At 62.9% G+C, this 17,683-nt stretch carries 19 protein-coding genes; 12 read left to right on the plus strand and 7 right to left on the minus strand.

The window, feature by feature from the left end; translation table 11 throughout:
* Window positions 1-24: 24 nt before the first annotated feature.
* The 6 genes from QQL79_RS18385 to QQL79_RS18410 all read left to right on the plus strand — a co-directional run bounded on the left by QQL79_RS18385 (window position 25) and on the right by QQL79_RS18410 (window position 6,642).
* A complete protein-coding gene (locus tag QQL79_RS18385; RefSeq protein WP_284393331.1) occupies window positions 25-3,009 on the plus strand; it encodes a helicase-related protein in 2,985 nt (994 codons plus the stop codon).
* Between the two features lie 3 nt (window positions 3,010-3,012).
* A complete protein-coding gene (locus QQL79_RS18390; RefSeq protein WP_284393333.1) occupies window positions 3,013-3,423 on the plus strand; it encodes an RNA-binding S4 domain-containing protein in 411 nt (136 codons plus the stop codon).
* A gap of 127 nt (window positions 3,424-3,550) precedes the next feature.
* Window positions 3,551-4,063, plus strand: a complete 513-nt coding sequence (locus tag QQL79_RS18395) for a GNAT family N-acetyltransferase (protein ID WP_284393334.1) — start codon at window positions 3,551-3,553, stop codon at window positions 4,061-4,063.
* Window positions 4,064-4,222: 159 nt separating this feature from the next.
* On the plus strand, window positions 4,223-4,561 hold the full coding sequence (fdxA, locus tag QQL79_RS18400; protein WP_284393336.1) for a ferredoxin FdxA: 339 nt from the start codon (window positions 4,223-4,225) through the stop codon (window positions 4,559-4,561).
* Window positions 4,562-5,047: 486 nt separating this feature from the next.
* The gene (locus tag QQL79_RS18405; RefSeq protein ID WP_284393337.1) at window positions 5,048-5,608 is read left to right on the plus strand and encodes a CarD family transcriptional regulator; all 561 of its coding nucleotides are present in this window, start codon (window positions 5,048-5,050) and stop codon (window positions 5,606-5,608) included.
* A gap of 98 nt (window positions 5,609-5,706) precedes the next feature.
* Window positions 5,707-6,642, plus strand: a complete 936-nt coding sequence (locus tag QQL79_RS18410) for a phosphotransferase family protein (RefSeq protein ID WP_284393339.1) — start codon at window positions 5,707-5,709, stop codon at window positions 6,640-6,642.
* A gap of 15 nt (window positions 6,643-6,657) precedes the next feature.
* Here QQL79_RS18410 and QQL79_RS18415 read toward each other — a convergent pair whose 3' ends face one another.
* Both QQL79_RS18415 and QQL79_RS18420 read right to left on the minus strand, forming a co-directional pair.
* Window positions 6,658-7,620, minus strand: coding sequence for an ABC transporter substrate-binding protein (locus QQL79_RS18415; protein ID WP_284393341.1), 963 nt, complete (start codon window positions 7,618-7,620; stop codon window positions 6,658-6,660).
* A 121-nt stretch (window positions 7,621-7,741) separates the two neighbouring features.
* Window positions 7,742-8,572 (minus strand): methyltransferase domain-containing protein, encoded by an 831-nt coding sequence (locus QQL79_RS18420; protein ID WP_284393343.1) that lies wholly within the window; start codon window positions 8,570-8,572, stop codon window positions 7,742-7,744.
* Between the two features lie 74 nt (window positions 8,573-8,646).
* On the opposite strand from QQL79_RS18420, the gene QQL79_RS18425 reads away from it, so the two are divergent.
* The 6 genes from QQL79_RS18425 to QQL79_RS18450 all read left to right on the plus strand — a co-directional run bounded on the left by QQL79_RS18425 (window position 8,647) and on the right by QQL79_RS18450 (window position 12,589).
* Window positions 8,647-9,414, plus strand: coding sequence for a ComF family protein (locus tag QQL79_RS18425; RefSeq protein ID WP_284393345.1), 768 nt, complete (start codon window positions 8,647-8,649; stop codon window positions 9,412-9,414).
* A 33-nt stretch (window positions 9,415-9,447) separates the two neighbouring features.
* Window positions 9,448-9,702, plus strand: a complete 255-nt coding sequence (grxC, locus tag QQL79_RS18430) for a glutaredoxin 3 (protein WP_284393346.1) — start codon at window positions 9,448-9,450, stop codon at window positions 9,700-9,702.
* Window positions 9,703-9,821: 119 nt separating this feature from the next.
* Complete coding sequence (locus tag QQL79_RS18435) at window positions 9,822-10,652, plus strand: carbon-nitrogen hydrolase family protein (RefSeq protein ID WP_284393347.1); 831 nt, start codon at window positions 9,822-9,824, stop codon at window positions 10,650-10,652.
* A gap of 36 nt (window positions 10,653-10,688) precedes the next feature.
* Window positions 10,689-11,135, plus strand: coding sequence for a DUF1178 family protein (locus QQL79_RS18440; RefSeq protein ID WP_348523189.1), 447 nt, complete (start codon window positions 10,689-10,691; stop codon window positions 11,133-11,135).
* A gap of 166 nt (window positions 11,136-11,301) precedes the next feature.
* Complete coding sequence (locus QQL79_RS18445; RefSeq protein WP_284393348.1) at window positions 11,302-12,171, plus strand: aldo/keto reductase; 870 nt, start codon at window positions 11,302-11,304, stop codon at window positions 12,169-12,171.
* Between the two features lie 64 nt (window positions 12,172-12,235).
* Window positions 12,236-12,589, plus strand: coding sequence for an MmcQ/YjbR family DNA-binding protein (locus QQL79_RS18450; protein WP_284393352.1), 354 nt, complete (start codon window positions 12,236-12,238; stop codon window positions 12,587-12,589).
* Window positions 12,590-12,763: 174 nt separating this feature from the next.
* Here QQL79_RS18450 and QQL79_RS18455 read toward each other — a convergent pair whose 3' ends face one another.
* The 5 genes from QQL79_RS18455 to ubiG all read right to left on the minus strand — a co-directional run bounded on the left by QQL79_RS18455 (window position 12,764) and on the right by ubiG (window position 17,603).
* Window positions 12,764-13,576, minus strand: a complete 813-nt coding sequence (locus tag QQL79_RS18455; RefSeq protein WP_284393354.1) for a glycosyltransferase family 25 protein — start codon at window positions 13,574-13,576, stop codon at window positions 12,764-12,766.
* A gap of 4 nt (window positions 13,577-13,580) precedes the next feature.
* Window positions 13,581-15,425: a dihydroxy-acid dehydratase gene (gene ilvD / locus QQL79_RS18460; RefSeq protein WP_284393356.1), complete on the minus strand. Its 1,845-nt coding sequence runs from the start codon at window positions 15,423-15,425 to the stop codon at window positions 13,581-13,583.
* A 282-nt stretch (window positions 15,426-15,707) separates the two neighbouring features.
* Complete coding sequence (locus tag QQL79_RS18465) at window positions 15,708-16,307, minus strand: hypothetical protein (RefSeq protein WP_284393357.1); 600 nt, start codon at window positions 16,305-16,307, stop codon at window positions 15,708-15,710.
* Window positions 16,308-16,394: 87 nt separating this feature from the next.
* On the minus strand, window positions 16,395-16,835 hold the full coding sequence (locus QQL79_RS18470; RefSeq protein ID WP_284393359.1) for a hypothetical protein: 441 nt from the start codon (window positions 16,833-16,835) through the stop codon (window positions 16,395-16,397).
* 24 nt (window positions 16,836-16,859) lie between these two features.
* Window positions 16,860-17,603, minus strand: a complete 744-nt coding sequence (gene ubiG / locus QQL79_RS18475; RefSeq protein WP_284393361.1) for a bifunctional 2-polyprenyl-6-hydroxyphenol methylase/3-demethylubiquinol 3-O-methyltransferase UbiG — start codon at window positions 17,601-17,603, stop codon at window positions 16,860-16,862.
* Between the last annotated feature and the right edge of the window lie 80 nt (window positions 17,604-17,683).

A 17,683-nucleotide genomic window follows, 5' to 3' on the forward strand; every position in this document is an offset into this window, starting at 1 on the left:
CAAACAGCCCCTACATTGGCGACGATGACTTTTGCACCCTACCAATCGGTCAAGGCGATTCTCGGCCCGACCAATACCGGCAAGACCTATTTCGCCATCGAGCGGATGCTGGCCCACCCAACCGGGATGATCGGGCTGCCGCTGCGTTTGCTGGCGCGCGAGGTCTATACGCGGGTGGTCGAACGAGTGGGCGAGCAGGCCGTGGCGCTGGTGACCGGGGAAGAGCGGATCGTGCCGGCGCGGCCGCGCTATTGGGTCTGCACGGTCGAGGCCATGCCGATGGATATCCATGTCGATTGCGTGGCGATCGACGAGATCCAGACGGCGATCGATTTCGATCGTGGGCACGTCTTCACCGACCGGCTTCTCAATGCCAGGGGGAGCCAGGAAACGCTGCTGCTGGGTGCGGCGACCATGGCGCCGGTGATCCGCAAACTGCTGCCCAATGCCGATATCGTGGACCGCCCGCGATTCTCCCAGCTCACCTATGCCGGGTCCAGGAAGATTTCGCGCCAGCCGGCGCGCAGCGCCATCGTCGCCTTCTCGGCGCGGCAGGTCTATGCCATTGCCGAACTGATCCGGCGCGAGCGGGGCGGGGCCGCCGTGGTGATGGGCGCGCTCAGCCCGCGCACGCGCAATGCGCAGGTCGAGCTCTATCAGAATGGCGATGTGGATTTTCTGGTCGCCACCGATGCCATCGGGATGGGGCTCAACCTGGACATCCACCATGTCGCCTTTGCTGACGACACCAAATTCGACGGGCACCAGAGCCGGCCCCTAACTGCGGCAGAATTGGGGCAGATTGCCGGCCGGGCAGGGCGCCATGCGCGCAATGGAACCTTCGGGGTGACGGGTGGCACGGAGGGATTCGACGAAGAAATGGTGGTGGCGCTCGAAACCCACGATTTCGAACCCGTCAAAGTGCTGCAATGGCGCAACAATAGACTAGATTATTCATCCATTCCCGCGCTGCTCGACAGCCTCGAAAAGCCACCGGAAAGCCGCAGTTTGACACGGGTTCCGGTGGCCACGGACCAGCGCGCGCTGGAGTTTGTGGCGCGCAATGAAGCGGGCAAATTGGCCCGTGGTCTGGATGGCGCGCGTCTCCTGTGGGAATGCTGCCAAATCCCTGATTATCAGGGCATTTCTCCGGCCAATCACGGGGAGATCGTGACCCGGATTTATTCGGATTTGAAGCGAATTGGAACGGTCAGCGAGGACTGGATTGCCGAGCAGGTTCGCTTTTGCGACAATGCCAGCGGGGACATCGATACACTCAGCAACCGGATCAAACAAATCCGCACGTGGACCTTTGTCGCCAACCGCAAAAACTGGCTTGCAGACCCTTCACATTGGCGCGAAAAGACCCGAGACATTGAAGACCGCCTGAGCGATGCCCTGCATGAAAGGCTCACTCAGCGGTTCGTCGACCGGCGCACGAGCGTCTTGCTCCGCCACCTGAAAGACAAACGTATGGCATCTCCCGAGATCAATGAGCGTGGCGAAGTTCGGCTGGAAGGCCATCTGATCGGCACACTCGAAGGCTTCCGCTTTACCCTCTCCCGCAATGACGGGGACGTCGATACCAAGGGGTTGCGGGCGGCGGCCGATCATGTGGTGGCGCCCGAAATTCACAATCGGGCCGATCGGCTGGCCGGGGCGCCCAACGAAGAATTCGTGCTGGCGACCGATGGCAGGCTGCGCTGGAAGGGCGATATCGTCGCCGAACTGATCGAAGGCGATGCGCTCTATCGCCCACGTATCCTGATGCTGGCCGACGAGACGCTGACGGGCGTCGACCTCGAGCGCGTGCAGGACCGGCTGGCGCTGTGGCTGCGCCATCATATCAATACCGTGCTCGAAAGCGTCATGGCGCTGGAAGCCCCGGCCGATCTGGACGGGGCGGCGCGCGGCATTGCCTTCCAGCTTTACGAGCATCTGGGGCTATTGCCGCGGGCGCAGGTGGCCGACGAGGTCAAGGCGCTGGATCAGGACGTGCGCGGCAAGATGCGCAAGCTGGGCATCAAGTTCGGCGCCTATCACATCTTCCTGCCGCTGGCGCTGAAACCGGCGCCGCGCGAATTGGCGCTGATTCTGTTTGCGCTCAAGAATGGCGGTATCCGCCAGCCGGGCGTGACGGATATCCCCCATATCGTGCTGTCGGGCCGCACCTCGTTCCTGGTCGATCCGGAAGTTGATAGCCGGCTTTACGAGATTGCCGGCTTCAAGGTGGCGGGCAAGCGCGCGGTGCGCGTCGATATCCTGGAACGGCTGGCCGATATCATCCGGCCGCTGATCGCGCTCGATCCGAGCCGGCACCAAGGCGAGGTGCCCGTCGGCGCGGCCGAGGGGAACGGGTTCCGCGTGACGGTGGAGATGACGTCGCTGTTGGGCTGTTCGGGCGAGGATTTCGCCTCGATCCTGACGTCGCTGGGCTATCGCGTGAAGCGCACGCCCAAGGTTGTGGTGCCTGTCGCGGCGGAAGCCAGCGCGGAAGCGCCGGCGCTCGACGAAGTGCTGGCGGAAAATCCGGCGGTGCCCGAGGTGGTGGCGGAAGCCCCGGTTGAGGCTGTGGTGGCCGAAGTCGAGCCTGCTCCCCTGGCGCTTGAGGGCGAAATTCCGGCAACGACGATCATCGAGGCTGAGCCTGCCGTGGTGGCCGATGCGGCGCCGGCGGAGCCCGAATTCGATGAAATCTGGTTCCCGGGCGGCAAGCGGCCCGATGCCAAGCGGGGTGAGCATCGCCGCCGTCCCGAAGGGGAAAACCGGCAGCGGCCACAGGCCAAACGCCGGCCCGAAGGTGAAGTGCAGGACTTGTCCAAGGCCCAGCACCTCAACCCCAAGGCCAAGTTCGAGCCGCGCGGGCGCAACGACAACCGCAAATTCGACAAGCCGCGTGACGAGCGGCCGAAATTCGACAAGCCCAGGACCGAGAAGCGCGAGGCCAAGTTCGATCCGGACAGCCCCTTCGCCAAGCTGGCCGCCCTGCGCAACAAGAGCGCGGAGTAGCGATTGACAGGAACTGGCGCGATCCCCGTTCGCAAGGAACGGCTCGACAAGTTCCTGTTTTTCTCGCGCGCCCTCAAATCGCGCACGCTGGCGCAAAAGGTCATCGAGACCGGCGCCATCCGCGTCAATTCCGAGCGGACCGATAAGAGCGACTACAAGGTGGGTGCCGGCGACGTGCTGACCATGGCTATCCATGGCCGCATCGTGGTGTGGAAAATCCTCGACGCGGGGACGCGGCGGGGGCCAGCCAGCGAGGCGACGACGCTTTACGAGGATCTCTCACCCCCCGCCTTGCCCAAGGCCGAACGCTCGCCCTATGAGGCGGCGATCGCGCCGCGCGACAGCGGGGCAGGGCGGCCGACCAAGCGGGAGCGGCGGGAGACCGACAAGCTGCGCGGCGGAGAGGACGAGTGACGCCACATGCATCTCCTCAAACCACCGTGTCATTCCCGCGAAAGCGGGAACCTCCGTTTGTTGTTCTTAGCTCTCCAAACAGAGGTCCCTGCTTTCGCGGGGATGACACGGTGAAAAGTCAGGTGTCATGAGCAATTCTGAAATCCCCACCCTTGCCACTGAGCGCTTGGTATTGCGGGCGCCGGTGATGACGGATTTTGCGGCCTATGCCGATTTCCTGGCCTCGGAGCGCTCGCGCTATATGGGTGGGCCATTCGATACCAAGGGGGCTTGGCTCACATTCTGCCATGACGTCGCCTGTTGGCACCTGTTCGGGCATGGCGCCTTGATGATCGACCTGCGGACGACAGGCGAATGCGTGGGGCAGGTGGGGATCAATCATGGGCCGCTCTTTCCCGAGAAGGAGCTGGGCTGGCTGGTCTATGCGCCCTTTGAAGGGCAGGGCTATGGCCTGGAGGCGGCGCGGGCGCTGCGCGACTGGGCTTTCGGCCCCGGCGGTCTTTCCACGCTGGTCAGCTATTGCGACCCGGACAATGCGCGCTCGATCGCTTTGGCCGAGCGGCTGGGTGCCCGGCTCGACCCGGACGCGCCGCGGCAAGACCCGGAGGATCGGGTGTTCCGTCACGTCGCGGGCGCTTAGCCGGTTGCGGGAAAATTTGCTGGCCTGGGCCATATGCGGGCCAAACCCTGCCCCGTCGCGATCTTGCAGCAAAGGCCAAAAGGGTTTAGCACCGCAGCCGTTGAGACCATCCGGCCCGTCCCTCCCGGCGCCGGACCATCGTTCGGGACTGCCCAATAGATGACCTATATCGTCACCGATAACTGCATTGCCTGCAAATATACCGACTGCGTCGAAGTGTGTCCGGTGGACTGTTTCTACGAAGGCGAGAACATGCTGGTCATCCATCCGGACGAGTGCATCGATTGCGGGGTGTGCGAGCCCGAATGTCCGGCCGAGGCGATCAAGCCCGATACCGAAAGCGGGCTCGACGAATGGCTGGCGCTCAACACCAAGTTCGCCTCCATGTGGCCCAACCTGACCGAGCGGCGCGATCCGCTGCCCGAGGCCAAGGAGAAGGACGGGGAAACCGGCAAGCTTGAGAAGTACTTCTCGGAAGAGCCTGGCGAAGGCGACTGAAGCTCGGTCTTGCGGCCATGCCGGGCTGCAAATACCCGTCTCCTGCGCTTCCGGTGCTCACGTACTGATGTACGCTCCGCTCCGGTTCTCGAAGACGGACATTTTCGCCTCGGCCTGCCTGCAAGCTCTTCGCTTCAGTGCTTGGGCCGCAAGCGCAGCAGATCAGCGTCATAGCTTCGTCACATTGCCAGCGGTTCCGCGGCGGCACGAATCCGCATTTGATTCGTAGTTTTTGATTTTGCTGAAATTTTGTGCTATGGTCTCATGATATGCAGTTGAGCCCGTCACCAACCCGTGCCTGAGGGCACGATTTTTTTGACACAACATCGGTAATGTTGCCTGGCATTCCGGGGAAAGCGGACCCGGTAAGCCATGGGGTCTTTGCTGCGCGCAGCGCCCACGATTTGGGCGTTTATGAGTTTGGAATGGGCGGTCCTTCCCGCAGGGAACTGTCCATTTGGGGCGTCAACAAGGAGTTCCAAGACTATGGTAGCCAAGAAGTCACAGCAGCGGCTTGGGTTCAAGACGGGCGAGTATGTCGTCTATCCGGCGCATGGCGTCGGCATGATCGTCTCGATCGAGGAACAAGAAGTCGCCGGCCTGACCCTTGAGTTGTTCGTCATCAGCTTCGAACAGGACAAGCTGACCCTGCGCGTACCCGTGGCCAAGATCAAATCCGTCGGCATGCGCAAGCTGGCCGAAGAGGATATGGTCACCCAGGCGCTGACCACCGTCACCGGCCGCGCCCGCGTCAAGCGCACCATGTGGTCGCGTCGCGCCCAGGAATATGAAGCCAAGATCAATTCGGGTGACCTGATCGCCATTTCGGAAGTCGTGCGCGATCTCTATCGCTCCGAAGAGCAGCCCGAGCAGAGCTATTCGGAACGCCAGCTCTTCGAGCAAGCCATGGATCGCATGAGCCGCGAAATCGGCGCTGTCAACAAGCTGACCCTGACCGAAGCGGTGCAGTTGATCGAAAAGAACCTGGCCAAGTCGCCCAAGCGCACCAAGGCGGATGCCGCCGAGAGCGACGAAGAAGCCGCCTGAGACCCAGGCGAGTGCAGAATCCTGAAAGGCCGGTGGAGACACCGGCCTTTTTGTTTTGCATGATCCCGACCAGAGGGAGCATGGCGGGAGGGGACGCGATGAGGCTGGAACGAGATCAGGTCGATGCCGCCCTGGCCGGGCTCGACCTGGGCAGGGTCGCCACCGTGACAGAAATGTCCGGCGGATCCTCCTCGGTGTTCAGAGTGGATTTCTTGAGCGGCACCAGTGTCGTGCTGAAGATGTACCGGGAGGGCTATCATACAGGACCGGCAAAGGATGCTTTCGCAGCGGCGCAATTGGACGGCGTGGCCGTACCGGTGGCGCGGCATCTGCTGATCGACGAGAGCAGAACAAGACTGCCGTTCGACTTTGTCGTTACCAGCTACCTGCCCGGCGTCACGGCGGGCACGCTCAGGGATCATGCCGATATTGCCAGCCTCTATCGCCAGACGGGGGCGCTGCTGCGCAGGCTGCATGAGATCGCCATGCCGGCCTATGGCCGCTTTGATGGGCAGGGGATCGTCGATCCGGTAGTGTCCAATGAGGAGTATATAGGCAGAAGGATCGCCTATGGCTTCGAGCGGTTTGCCGCGTTTGGTGGCGATCCCGTGCTGGCCGACCGCTTGCGGAGGATTGCCGAGGCGCGGTTGCCTGATATCGTTCCTTTTAGCAAGGGGGCGGTCTTTGCCCATGATGACCTTCATCCCGACAATGTACTGGCGGTGGAGGATGGGCACGGCAGGCTGGTGCTGAGTGGACTGATCGATTTCGGCAATGCGCAGGCGGCCGATCCGGTGCTGGACCTGGCCAAGTGCCTCTTCTGCTCGGAGCATGATGCGCCCGGCAGCACGCCGCATATTTTGGCGGGTTATGGCAGGATCGATCACCCTGACCCCGAAGAGGCCATCTGGTATTATACGCTGCTGCATCGGGTGACGATGTGGTTTTGGCTGCGGCATATCGGAGTCATTCCAACGCCCGATACGCCAAGCGGGCTGATCGACGACCTCAGAGCCATGGCCGAAAGCGGTTAGGAGTTGCGGGCGGGCTTAATCGCCAGGCCTGCCATCGAGCGCCGCGGCCAGCTTTGGCGCGAATTTGTCGATGGCATAAGCCAGCGACAAGGGTGTCTGGAACCAGAGAGAGGCTGACAGCGTGTCGTCGCCGGGCTCGGGCCAGAGCGAGCGTTCCTCCCTGAAAAGCCGCAGCGTTTGATAGGTAGGAACGGCCTCGATCTCGGCCCGTTTGCCATTGGGCCAGACGACGAGATCGAGGTCCAGGCGGTCGGCCAGTTCGACGCTGAGATAGATCCAGCCGGCGGCATCGGCCATGGCGTCGAGCTCGGCCGGGAAAGCAAAGCCCAGACTGGTGAGGAAGCGGGTTGGCGCGGACTGGCTGGACCAGAGGGTGAATTGGCCGTCGCGGAAATCGGCCATGCTGGCGGTTTTGCCAACAAATTCCGGGTGGGCATTGCGGATCGCCTGGGTCTGGGCGTCAAGCCCGGCGATGATCGCCGTGGATTTTTCGGTGGAGCCGGATGTTGCGCGATCGAGCAGGTCGAGCTGGGTCTGCCAGGGCGCGCTGAAGGCCGGGAAGCCCATGGGATGGGCCACGACGGGCGCGATATGGCTGAGCAGATCATAGGTAGCCCGATCGAGATCGTAATAGGTGGCGACGATCAGGTCGGGGTTCTGGGCCGCGACCCATTCGAGATTGGTTTCCGGTCCCATCATGACGGTGGGCGTAGCGCCGGTGGCCGCACGGGCCGCTTCGGCCCAGGGCCAGGTAGCATAGGGCTTTTCGCCCCACCATTCATGGACGCCGATGGGCGCGATACCCAGCGCGTAGAGGAAATCCTGATCGTTGAGACCAATGGAGACGACACGCTGGGGCAGCGCGGGAATGGTGGTTTGGCCCAGGGCATGCTCGACCGTGACCGGGAAGGGCTGGGCCAGGGTGGGGCTGCAAAGCGCGGCGAGGATGAGCAGGAGAGTGGCGAAACGATTGCGCATGGACGGGCTCCCGGATTGCTCCGCCAGTAGCGCATTAAGATGAGCTATTCAATCATGTTTGTTGGGGCCTCATATCGGGGTTCTCAACACCCCTCCCGACCTCCCCCATGATTTCTGGATTTCAGCCCTTGAGTACGTCGCCGAGCCGGGTGGTGGCGCTGCCGGGTTTGAGCGGCTTTTGCTGGTTTTCGTGCGGGGCCCAGCCGGAAAGCCAGATGATATCGAGCGTGGCGCGGACGCGGCCATCGGGGTCGGCGTCTCGCTCGGCATAGGCATTTGCCGCAGCGGCGAGGAGCGTGGGGGTCGCCGGGCGCCGGGGCCTGTCGGCCAGGGGATTGGCGGCGCCAAGGCTCTTCAGCTCGGCCATCAATGCGAAGGGGGTTGGGTAGCGTACGATATGGGTTTCCACATCGGCAACGGGCAAAGCGAGCCCGGCGCGTTGCAGCAGGCCGCCGGCGTCGCGGACCTGGATCATTGGCGCCACCCGGGCCGATGCCCCGCCGGTAACGAGACTATCGGCGGCGAGAAAGGCCTCGCGCAGCTCGGTGAGGGTGTCGCCGCCCAGGGCGGCAATGGTCAGGAGACCATCGGGCGCCAGGATCGCCCGCAGCCGGGCAATATAGCCGGGTACATCGTTGACCGCCTGCAAATGCAGCAGGGAGACGATGAGGTCGAACGGCCCCTCGGGCAGGTCGGAGAGATCGTCGGAGCCGGCGAAGGCAGCAAGCCGCCGATAGGCGAAGCCGGCGCTGGCCGATTGACCGTTTCGGGGCAGGCCGTCGGCATCGGGGCCGATAATCAGCGCGCGGGGGAAATCGCGGATCAGAGTGCTCAGCCGATCCTGGAGATCACCTAGCACCAGATCCATGACGAAATTGGGTGTGCCGGGCGCGCGGCGCGCCAGATGGCGGGCAATCAGCGTCGTGTCGAAGATTTTGGGCGGATTGGCCATAAAGGGGATTGCCGGGGTTGGCGCACGTGGCAGGATGGCCCGTTATGGAGAGCGCCGAGGGGCTTGTCAAAATCATGCCGCTGCATCGCCGTCTGGCCAAGGGGCTGCGGCGTGCCGGGCATATGCTGCTCGATCAGTTCTATCCGCCCGTATGCCTTGGTTGCGATGCTCCGACAGGTGCCGCCGATACGCTCTGCCCAAAGTGCTTTGCGGCGTTGCGGCCCATTACGGCGCCGCTCTGCCCGGTGCTGGGGCTGCCGTTTGAAATCGCATTTGGCGCCGATGCGCTCTCGGCCGAAGCGATTGCCGATCCGCCGCCCTTTGAGCGGGCGCGGGCGGCCGTGGTCTATAACGATTTGGCGGGAGGCCTGGTGTCGCGCCTCAAATATGGCGACCGGCCGGAGCTGGCGCGGTTCTGCGCGCGGCTCATGGCGGGGGCGGGCCATGAATTGTGGGCTGACCGCCCGGTTCTGGTGCCGGTGCCGCTCCATCCCGCACGGTTGCGGATGCGGCGCTATAATCAATCGGGCGAGCTGGCGCGGGAGCTCGCAAAACTCACCGGGCTCGATTGCGAGATGGGACTGGTCCGGCGCATCCGCAAGACAAAGCAACAGGTGGGACTGAGCGGGGATGGACGTGCGCGCAACGTGGCGGGCGCCTTTGCCGTCGATGTCGAGCGGCTGGCCTTACAGGCGGGGCGGAGGATCGTTTTGATCGACGATGTTTATACGACGGGCGCAACCTGCAAGGCGGTGACGCGGGCGCTCAAGAAAAACGGTGCTCAATATGTCGACGTGATGAGTTTTGCGCGCGTTGTGATCTCAGCGGAAATGCCCATATAATTGCTAGATACCAGCAGCTTTCGGAGAGCGCAGATGAGCAGAATCGAAATCTATACCACTCCCTCCTGTCCCTATTGCCATGCCGCCAAGGCGCTGTTGGACGACAAGGGCGTGGATTATACTGAGATCACCGTGCTCGATCCTGAACTGCGCGAAGCCATGACCGAGCGGGCGCATGGCCGTCGTACCGTGCCGCAGATCTTCATCGGGGAAACCCATGTGGGCGGTTATGACGATATGGCGGCGCTCGACCGGCAGGGCGGGCTGGACCCGCTCTTGGCAGACTAGTGCTACGTCCTCGTGGTTCGCCAGGTGCACCATGAGGTCTACTTTCTACTTCACCACTCTGAGCAGACCTCATCCTGAGCTTGTCGAGGGATGAGGTGGTGGCATCCGGGACCAAACATATGAAGATTGCCGCCATTCAGATGCGCTCGGGGATGGACCCGGACGCCAATCTTGCCGCGCTTGAACCCATGATCGCCGAAGCCGCCGCGGCGGGCGCGGTCTATGTGCTGACGCCTGAGGTCACCATGATCTTTGCGGAAAATCGCGAAGGACTGGCCAAGGTGGCAGCGCCATTCGAGGGCCATCCGCAGTTGGCGAGGGTGGGGGCACTGGCGCGGCAATATGGCATCCATGTTCATATCGGTTCGCTGGCGGTGCCGCTCGAGGATGGGCGTTTCGCCAATCGTTCGGTGCTGTTCGGCCCCGATGGCGGGATTGTTGCGCGCTACGACAAGATTCATCTGTTCGATGCTGATATTGCCGGGCTCAACGCCTATCAGGAAAGCGCCACCTATAAGGGTGGCGAGGTGGCCGTGACGGCGCCGCTGGGGGCGGTCACGCTCGGCTTTTCGATCTGCTACGACATGCGCTTTCCCCGGCTCTACAATGCGCTGGCCAATGCCGGCGCCACGCTGATAGCGGTGCCGGCGGCCTTTACCGTGCCGACCGGCCAGGCGCATTGGGAAGTGCTGTTGCGGGCGCGCGCCATTGAAACGGGGTCCTATGTCGTCGCGGCCGCCCAGGGCGGGCAGCACGCCAATGGAAGGGCCACCTATGGGCATTCGATCGTGATCGACCCCTGGGGGCGGATCGTGGCGCAGCTGGACCATGACGAACCAGGCGTGCTGGTCGCCGAGATCAAACCCGAATTGGTCGATGAGGTCCGCGGCCGGATACCCGCCCTGGCCAATGCGCGCGATTTTGCGCTGCCGGGTGCATTGCAGGACTGATGTTATGACTTATATCATTGAACAGACGGGCACCGTATGGGCGCCAAGGACGGTTCTGTGATTCAATATTCCCTCAGTTGCGAGAAGGGCCACCGCTATGACGCGTGGTTCCGGAACGCGGCGGCTTTCGAAGAGCAACAGGCGCGGGGTATCGTGACCTGTGCCGTGTGCGGTTCGGACAAGGTCGGCAAGGCGCCGATGGCTCCGGCCGTGGCGCGCACGGATAATCCCAGGGTTTCACTCAGTTCCAGCCATCCCGAGGCGGCCAAGATGCGCGAGCTGTTGCGCGCCTACCGGCAGAAGGTGATGAGCGAGGCCGATTATGTCGGCGACAAATTTGCCGAGGAAGCGCGCAAGATCCATTTCGACGAGGCCGAGGCGCGCGGCATTTATGGTGAGGCGACGCGCGATGAAGTGATCGCGCTGGCCGAGGACGGCGTGGATTTCATGCCGCTGCCTGATCTGCCCGAAGAGCACAACTAGCGCCGTTCGGCGCTCGACACCCAGCACAGGACCTCGCCCCTATCCGATCTCGGGCGAGGCTCCATCGACATCTCCGGCCCTGCTTCCCGGCATGACCAAACGGTCTGTCGACGGCATGGCCGTCCCTTCCGGCGCCGTCCTGGCGCATTCACACGGAGACTTCAAAATGACGACACTCGACGCAGCTCTTTCGGGCAGCTTTGCCATTGGCGGCGACCTCAAGGTCAACCGGCTTGGGTTCGGCGCCATGCGCATTACCGGCCCGGGCATCTGGGGGCCGCCGGCCGATATCGAGGAGGCCAAAGCGGTGCTGCGGCGCCTGCCCGACCTCAATGTCGATTTCATCGATACGGCCGAGAGCTACGGCCCCTATATCAGCGAAGAGCTGATCGGGGAGGCGCTGGCGCCCTATTCCAGGGGCACCATCATCGCTACCAAGAGCGGGCTGACCCGCACCGGGCCGGACGAATGGCATCAGTTGGGCCGGCCGGAATTCCTGCGCCAGGGCGCCATCCAGAGCCTGCGCCGGCTCAAGGTCGAGGTCATCGATCTCTGGCAGTTGCATCGCATCGAGAGCAAGACGCCGCGGGCCGATCAGTTCGGCGCCATCGCGCAATTGCAGCGGGACGGTATCATCCGCCATGTCGGCCTCAGCGAGGTCAGCGTCGCCGACATCAAGGAAGCGCAGAAATACTTCAAGGTCACCACCGTGCAGAACATGTACAATCTGGTGAGCCGCCGGGCGGAGGACGTGCTCGATTATTGCGAGCAGAACGGCATCGGCTTTATTCCCTGGCGGCCGATCGATGGCGGCAATCTCGCCGCGACCAGCGCCGAATTCCGTGCCATCGCCGAAAAGCATGATGCCTCGCCCAGCCAGTTGGCTCTAGCCTGGATGCTCAAGCGCTCGCCGGTCATGTTGCCCATTCCGGGTACCGGCAAGGTCAAGCATCTGGAGGAGAACATTGCGGCGGCCGCCATCACCCTCAGCGACGCCGATTTCGCGACGCTGGACCGGATCGGCAAGCAGGGCTGAGGCAGCGGCGGGCCGATTGAATGCCCGCCGCATCCATGCCACCTTTCTGCAATGGGAGGCGAGCATGGGGCTATTTGACCGTGAGGATTTCGATCGCCAGCTGGGCGAGCTGCCGGGCGTCACGTTCGATGACCAATGGGATGCTCACGTGGCCAAGGTCGGGGGCAAGGTTTTTTGCCTTCTCTCCGACGCGGCGCCGCCGCGCATCGTCTTCAAGGTCACCGAAGAAAGCTTCGATATTCTGACCGCCCTCGACGGCGCAGCGCAACCGGCCTATTTCGCCAAACGGAAATGGGTGGAGATCACGGAACGGGCCAAACTGACCGATGCCGATCTGCTTGCCTATGTCTGGCGGTCGCACGAGGCCGTGGCTGCCGGGCTCACCAAGAAGCTGCGGGCCGAACTGGGACTTGCCTGAGCGAGAATGCGGGGGGATTGGGTCGGTTCGATAGGGAGGGTGGAATCCCCGCTATCGAACCTGACCAACAAGCAGTCTTGGCAGACCGCTTGAGGGCTGGGCGAGCCTCTAGCATGGGCCGGACGGGTTGTCACGCAAATGTCGTCTTGGCCGCCTGCGCCATATGCCGCAAGCTCAGTCGGCCTTGAAGGGCACGTCGCGCTTGGCCGCGCCGCGGGTCAGCCGCAGCCAGAGATTGGCCAGGGGCAGGACAATGTCCCGCGCCAGGAAATCGGGAAAATTGTAGTTCGCACGACGCCAGAAATTGGCGCGGTCGAGGCGATCTCGATCGAGGCGCTGGTGTTCGAGATCGCTGCTGCCGACGCGGTTGGCGCGCTGGCCGAGCCGGTCTTCCTGAATGACGAGCGCGGGCACGAGCTGACGGACAGTCAGGTCTCGCGAAATGGGCGCATAGGGATTGAAAAGCGCCTGGTCGGTCAAATCGAACAGGATTTCCTCGCCGGCCAGCACCCGCTCGGCACCTTTCCGGGAGACGATGTAGCCGGCTGCGGCCCCTCCGGTGTTGAAGAGGCGGTACATGGCGAATTCGCCGATCTCACCCTCGTCGTGCGGCAGGAGGCGCATGCGGGTATTGTCCGTTTCGAGCCGCAGGATATCGACGGCCGGGCGGGTGCTGTCGAATTCTGCCAGCACGGCCGGCAATGATCCCGACAGGATGGCATCGTCTTCAAAGATGGCAGCGTAGGAGGCCGGAGTCGCCAGAAACCGGCGCATGGCCTCGAGATGGCTAAGACTACATGCCAGTTCGCCTTCACTCTGCCAGGCATGGGCATTGGGGTCGCAATACCGGTTGCGTTGATCGGCGGTAATGCTGGCAGGAGTGAGCGCCTCGATGCGCTCGTAGTCGAGGCCCAGGCCGGAAAAGCGCTGCTCCATGGTTGCCCGCCGGTCCGTCCGGCGGGCCAGGTTGATGTAATAGCAGCGCAAAGACTCAGAAATCCAGCTTGCCGAGATCGCGCACGGCGCCTCTTGCCGCCGAGGTGGCGAAGGCCGCATAGGCGCGCAGGGCTTGGGTGACATTGCGCTTGCGCGGATGGGCCGGCTTCCAGCCGAGCTGGTCCTGATCGTGGCGGCGCTGGGTCAGTTCGTCATCGGAGACCAGCAGCGTAATGGTGCGGTTGGGGATGTCGATCTCGATCGTGTCGCCTTCACGCACAAGGCCAATCGTGCCGCCTTCGGCGGCTTCGGGGGACACGTGGCCGATGGAGAGGCCCGACGTGCCGCCAGAGAAGCGGCCATCGGTCAGCAGGGCGCAGGCTTTGCCCAGGCCCTTGGACTTGAGATAGCTCGTTGGGTAGAGCATTTCCTGCATGCCGGGGCCGCCGCGCGGGCCTTCGTAGCGGATGACGAGCACGTCGCCCTCCTTGATCTCGTTGGAGAGGATGGCCTTGACGGTGGCATCCTGGCTTTCGAAGACGCGGGCCGGGCCGGTGAATTTGAGGATCGATTCATCGACGCCAGCCGTCTTCACGATGCAGCCATCGATGGCGATATTGCCCTTGAGGACGGCGAGGCCCCCATCCTTGGAGAAGGGGTTTTCGGCCGAACGGATGACGCCGTTCTGACGGTCGAGATCGAGCTCGGCCCAGCGGTTGGACTGCGAAAAGGCCTGGGTGGTGCGCACGCCGCCGGGCGCGGCCATGTAGAACTGGCGCACGCTTTCCGAATTGGTGCGCGAAATGTCCCATTTGTCGATGGCGTCGCCCATCGTCGCCGCATGAACCGTGGGTTCCTTGCGGTTGATGAGGCCGGCCCGGTCGAGCTGGCCGAGGATGGCAAAAATGCCGCCGGCGCGGTGCACGTCTTCCATGTGGACGTCGCTCTTGGCCGGGGCGACCTTGCTGAGCACGGGAACCTTGAGGCTCAGCCGGTTGATATCATCCATGGTGAAATCGACGCCGCCTTCATGGGCGGCCGCCAGGATATGCAGCACTGTATTGGTCGAGCCGCCCATGGAAATATCGAGCGCCATAGCGTTTTCGAACGCGGCCTTGGTGGCGATGGAGCGCGGCAGCGCCGAGGCGTCGTCCTGCTCGTACCAACGCTTGGCCAGGTCGACGATCAGGTGACCGGCTTCCTGGAACAGGCGCTTGCGATCGGAATGGGTGGCCAGCGTCGAGCCATTGCCGGGGAGCGACAGGCCGAGCGCCTCGGTGAGGCAGTTCATCGAATTGGCGGTGAACATGCCCGAGCAGGAGCCGCAAGTGGGGCAGGCGGCCTCTTCGACGGCCTGAACTTCCTCGTCGGTATAGTGGTCGTCGGCAGCCATCACCATGGCGTCGACGAGGTCGAGCGCCTGCAGCTTGCCCTTGACCAGCGCCTTGCCAGCCTCCATCGGGCCGCCTGACACAAAGACCACGGGGATATTGAGCCGCATGGCGGCATTGAGCATGCCGGGGGTGATCTTGTCGCAATTTGAAATGCAGACCATGGCGTCGGCCGTATGCGCATTGACCATGTATTCGACCGAGTCGGCGATGAGGTCGCGGCTGGGCAGGGAATAGAGCATGCCGTCATGGCCCATGGCGATGCCGTCATCGACCGCGATGGTGTTGAATTCCTTGGCAACGCCGCCGGCCGCCTCGATTTCACGCGCCACAAGCTGGCCGAGATCCTTCAAGTGGACGTGACCGGGCACGAATTGGGTGAAGCTGTTGACCACCGCGATGATGGGTTTGCCGAAATCGCCGTCCTTCATGCCCGTGGCGCGCCAGAGCCCTCGGGCGCCGGCCATGTTGCGGCCATGAGTTGTGGTGCGGGAACGATAGGCGGGCATGACAATTCCTCGGGCTTGGACGCCGGTTCGGCCGACGGTGTTGATCTTCTTTAGACCCATTCCAGAGGAGGATCAATAAAAAACCGTACCGTACCGTACGGTACTGATGGGGGCTTTTTGGGAAGGAAGGGGTTGTGGGATGGGTGGAAGAACACGATTGGTTGGGGCAGATGCTGAATTCAGCGTGGGCGGAGGAATACCCCCGCCCTTGATCCCTCCCCACAAGGGGGAGGATGTCGACTGAGAGGTCGGGTGACCCGCTCAGTGTTGCAATCTGGGGTATTAGAACTTGTAGCGCAGGCCCAGGGTGGCGGCGTTGGAACCGTCGAGATTGGCGATGGTGCTGAAGCCGCCCGAGCGATGCTGTATGCGGCCCAGCACTTCCCAATTGGGAATAGATGCGTGGGAAATAGCGATTTCGGGGCCGAGATAGTAGAGGAAGGGGGCGCCGTCCTCGCCATTCTGCTCAGCGCGTGTCGCTTCGGCGCCGATCAGGTCGGTCACCACGGAGAAGCCCCCGGTGATCGATGTGGCGATGGTGAAATCGCCCAGCTGCCAGCCATCGTAGCGGATCACGGCGCCAGCCCATGCCTCGGCCGAGCTTTTATCGCCCAGGCGGGCGCCGAAACCGGCTTCGACACCGAATTTGAGACCCTGTGGGACCTGGTGGAAGAATTGCTGATAGCCCATGCCAACGAAGAAATTGCTCTCGTAGTTGACGTTCCAGAAGGCCAGCGTGTCGCCGAAATAGCCATCCGAAAACGGTCCGCCCATGACGAAGACGTTGCGCTCGACGGAGTCGGCCGCTTCCTGGGCTTGAGCGACAGGAGCAATGCTTGCCAGCAAGGTGCAGGCCAGAGGCAGGGCAAATTTGAGCTTCACGATAGTTCCAGAGCTGGGTCGGCGGGCAGCGCCCGGCATAGATTGGGCGCACCACATTAAAAAATTATGTCCGGCATAGGGCGGAGATCAATTTGTAATCCGGGTGATCAGCCAGTCGCTGGAGGCACATGCCTCATCGGCGCAGACATTGGCAAGCCACAAAGCGCCATTGGCAAAACCCACTCCCTCATCGGTGACGATCAGATCGGCATAGTCCTGGCCGGCGATGGCCTCGATGGTTTCGGGCAACAGCAGGGCATCGAAATTGGCGATCAGGTCCTCGGGGGCGAGAATATCGTAGAGCTCACCATTGGCGGCCACTTCGAAGGGATAGCCACCCATAGCCGCCACCGTCTCGCGGTCATCCTCGGCAAAGGCGGCGGTGAGGGCGGTGAAATAGGCGTCGAAATTGCCCGCCTCCTCAATGCCGTAGACCCCTTCCAGCGCAGCAAAGACATCATCGTCGGTCTGAGCCAGGGCGGGGCTTACGGTCAGGATCAGTGTCAGCGCGGCGGCAAAGATACGCATCGAAGGCTCCTCGGTCGGCCCAGCTTAGCTGAGAGCCGGCCGCTCGGCCATGACCATATAATTGACGCCCATGTCGCGCGAGGCGCGCCATTCATCGGTCAGCGGGTGATAGACCACCCCGGTTTCCCCGGTGATCCTGAGCCCGTTCCGGGTCAAGAGAGCCTTGATCTCGTCGGGGGTCAGGAACTTGTTCCAGTCATGCGTGCCCACGGGCAGCCAGCGCAAAATGTGCTCGGCACCGACAATGGCCAGGGCATAGGCACGGGCGGTGCGGTTGAGCGTTGCGGTCAGCATGAGGCCGCCGGGCTTGACCAGGTCAGCGCAGCTTTTCATGTAGAGCGGCACGTTATCGACATGTTCGACCACTTCCATATTGAGTACCATGTCGTATTTTTTTCCGGTGGCGGCGAGGGCTTCGCTCGTGGTGGCCTGGTAGTCGATCTCGAGGCCCGATTGCTCGGCATGGAGCTTGGCGATGGTGATGTTGCGCTCGGCCGCGTCGATGCCGGTGACGCTGGCGCCCAGCCGGGCCAGTGGCTCGCAGAGGAGGCCCCCACCGCAACCGACATCAAGGATGGTCAGGCCCTCGAAAGGCCGCATGGCGCTGCCATCGCGGCCAAAATGGCTCAGCAGATGATCGCGAATATAGCCCAGCCGGACCGGGCTGAATTTGTGCAGCGGCTTGAACTTGCCCTTGGGATCCCACCATTCTTCGGCCATCGCGGTGAACTTGGCGATCTCGGCTTGGTTGATGGTGGTCTGGGTCATCGCTCGGCTCCGTTTGGCCTCCATATGCCCCTTTCGGCGCGGACGAGGCAAGGCGCGCGGGGTCGCAGGCGACCGATCGG

This window comes from Devosia yakushimensis (assembly GCF_030159855.1).
Taxonomy (GTDB): Bacteria; Pseudomonadota; Alphaproteobacteria; order Rhizobiales; family Devosiaceae; genus Devosia; species Devosia yakushimensis.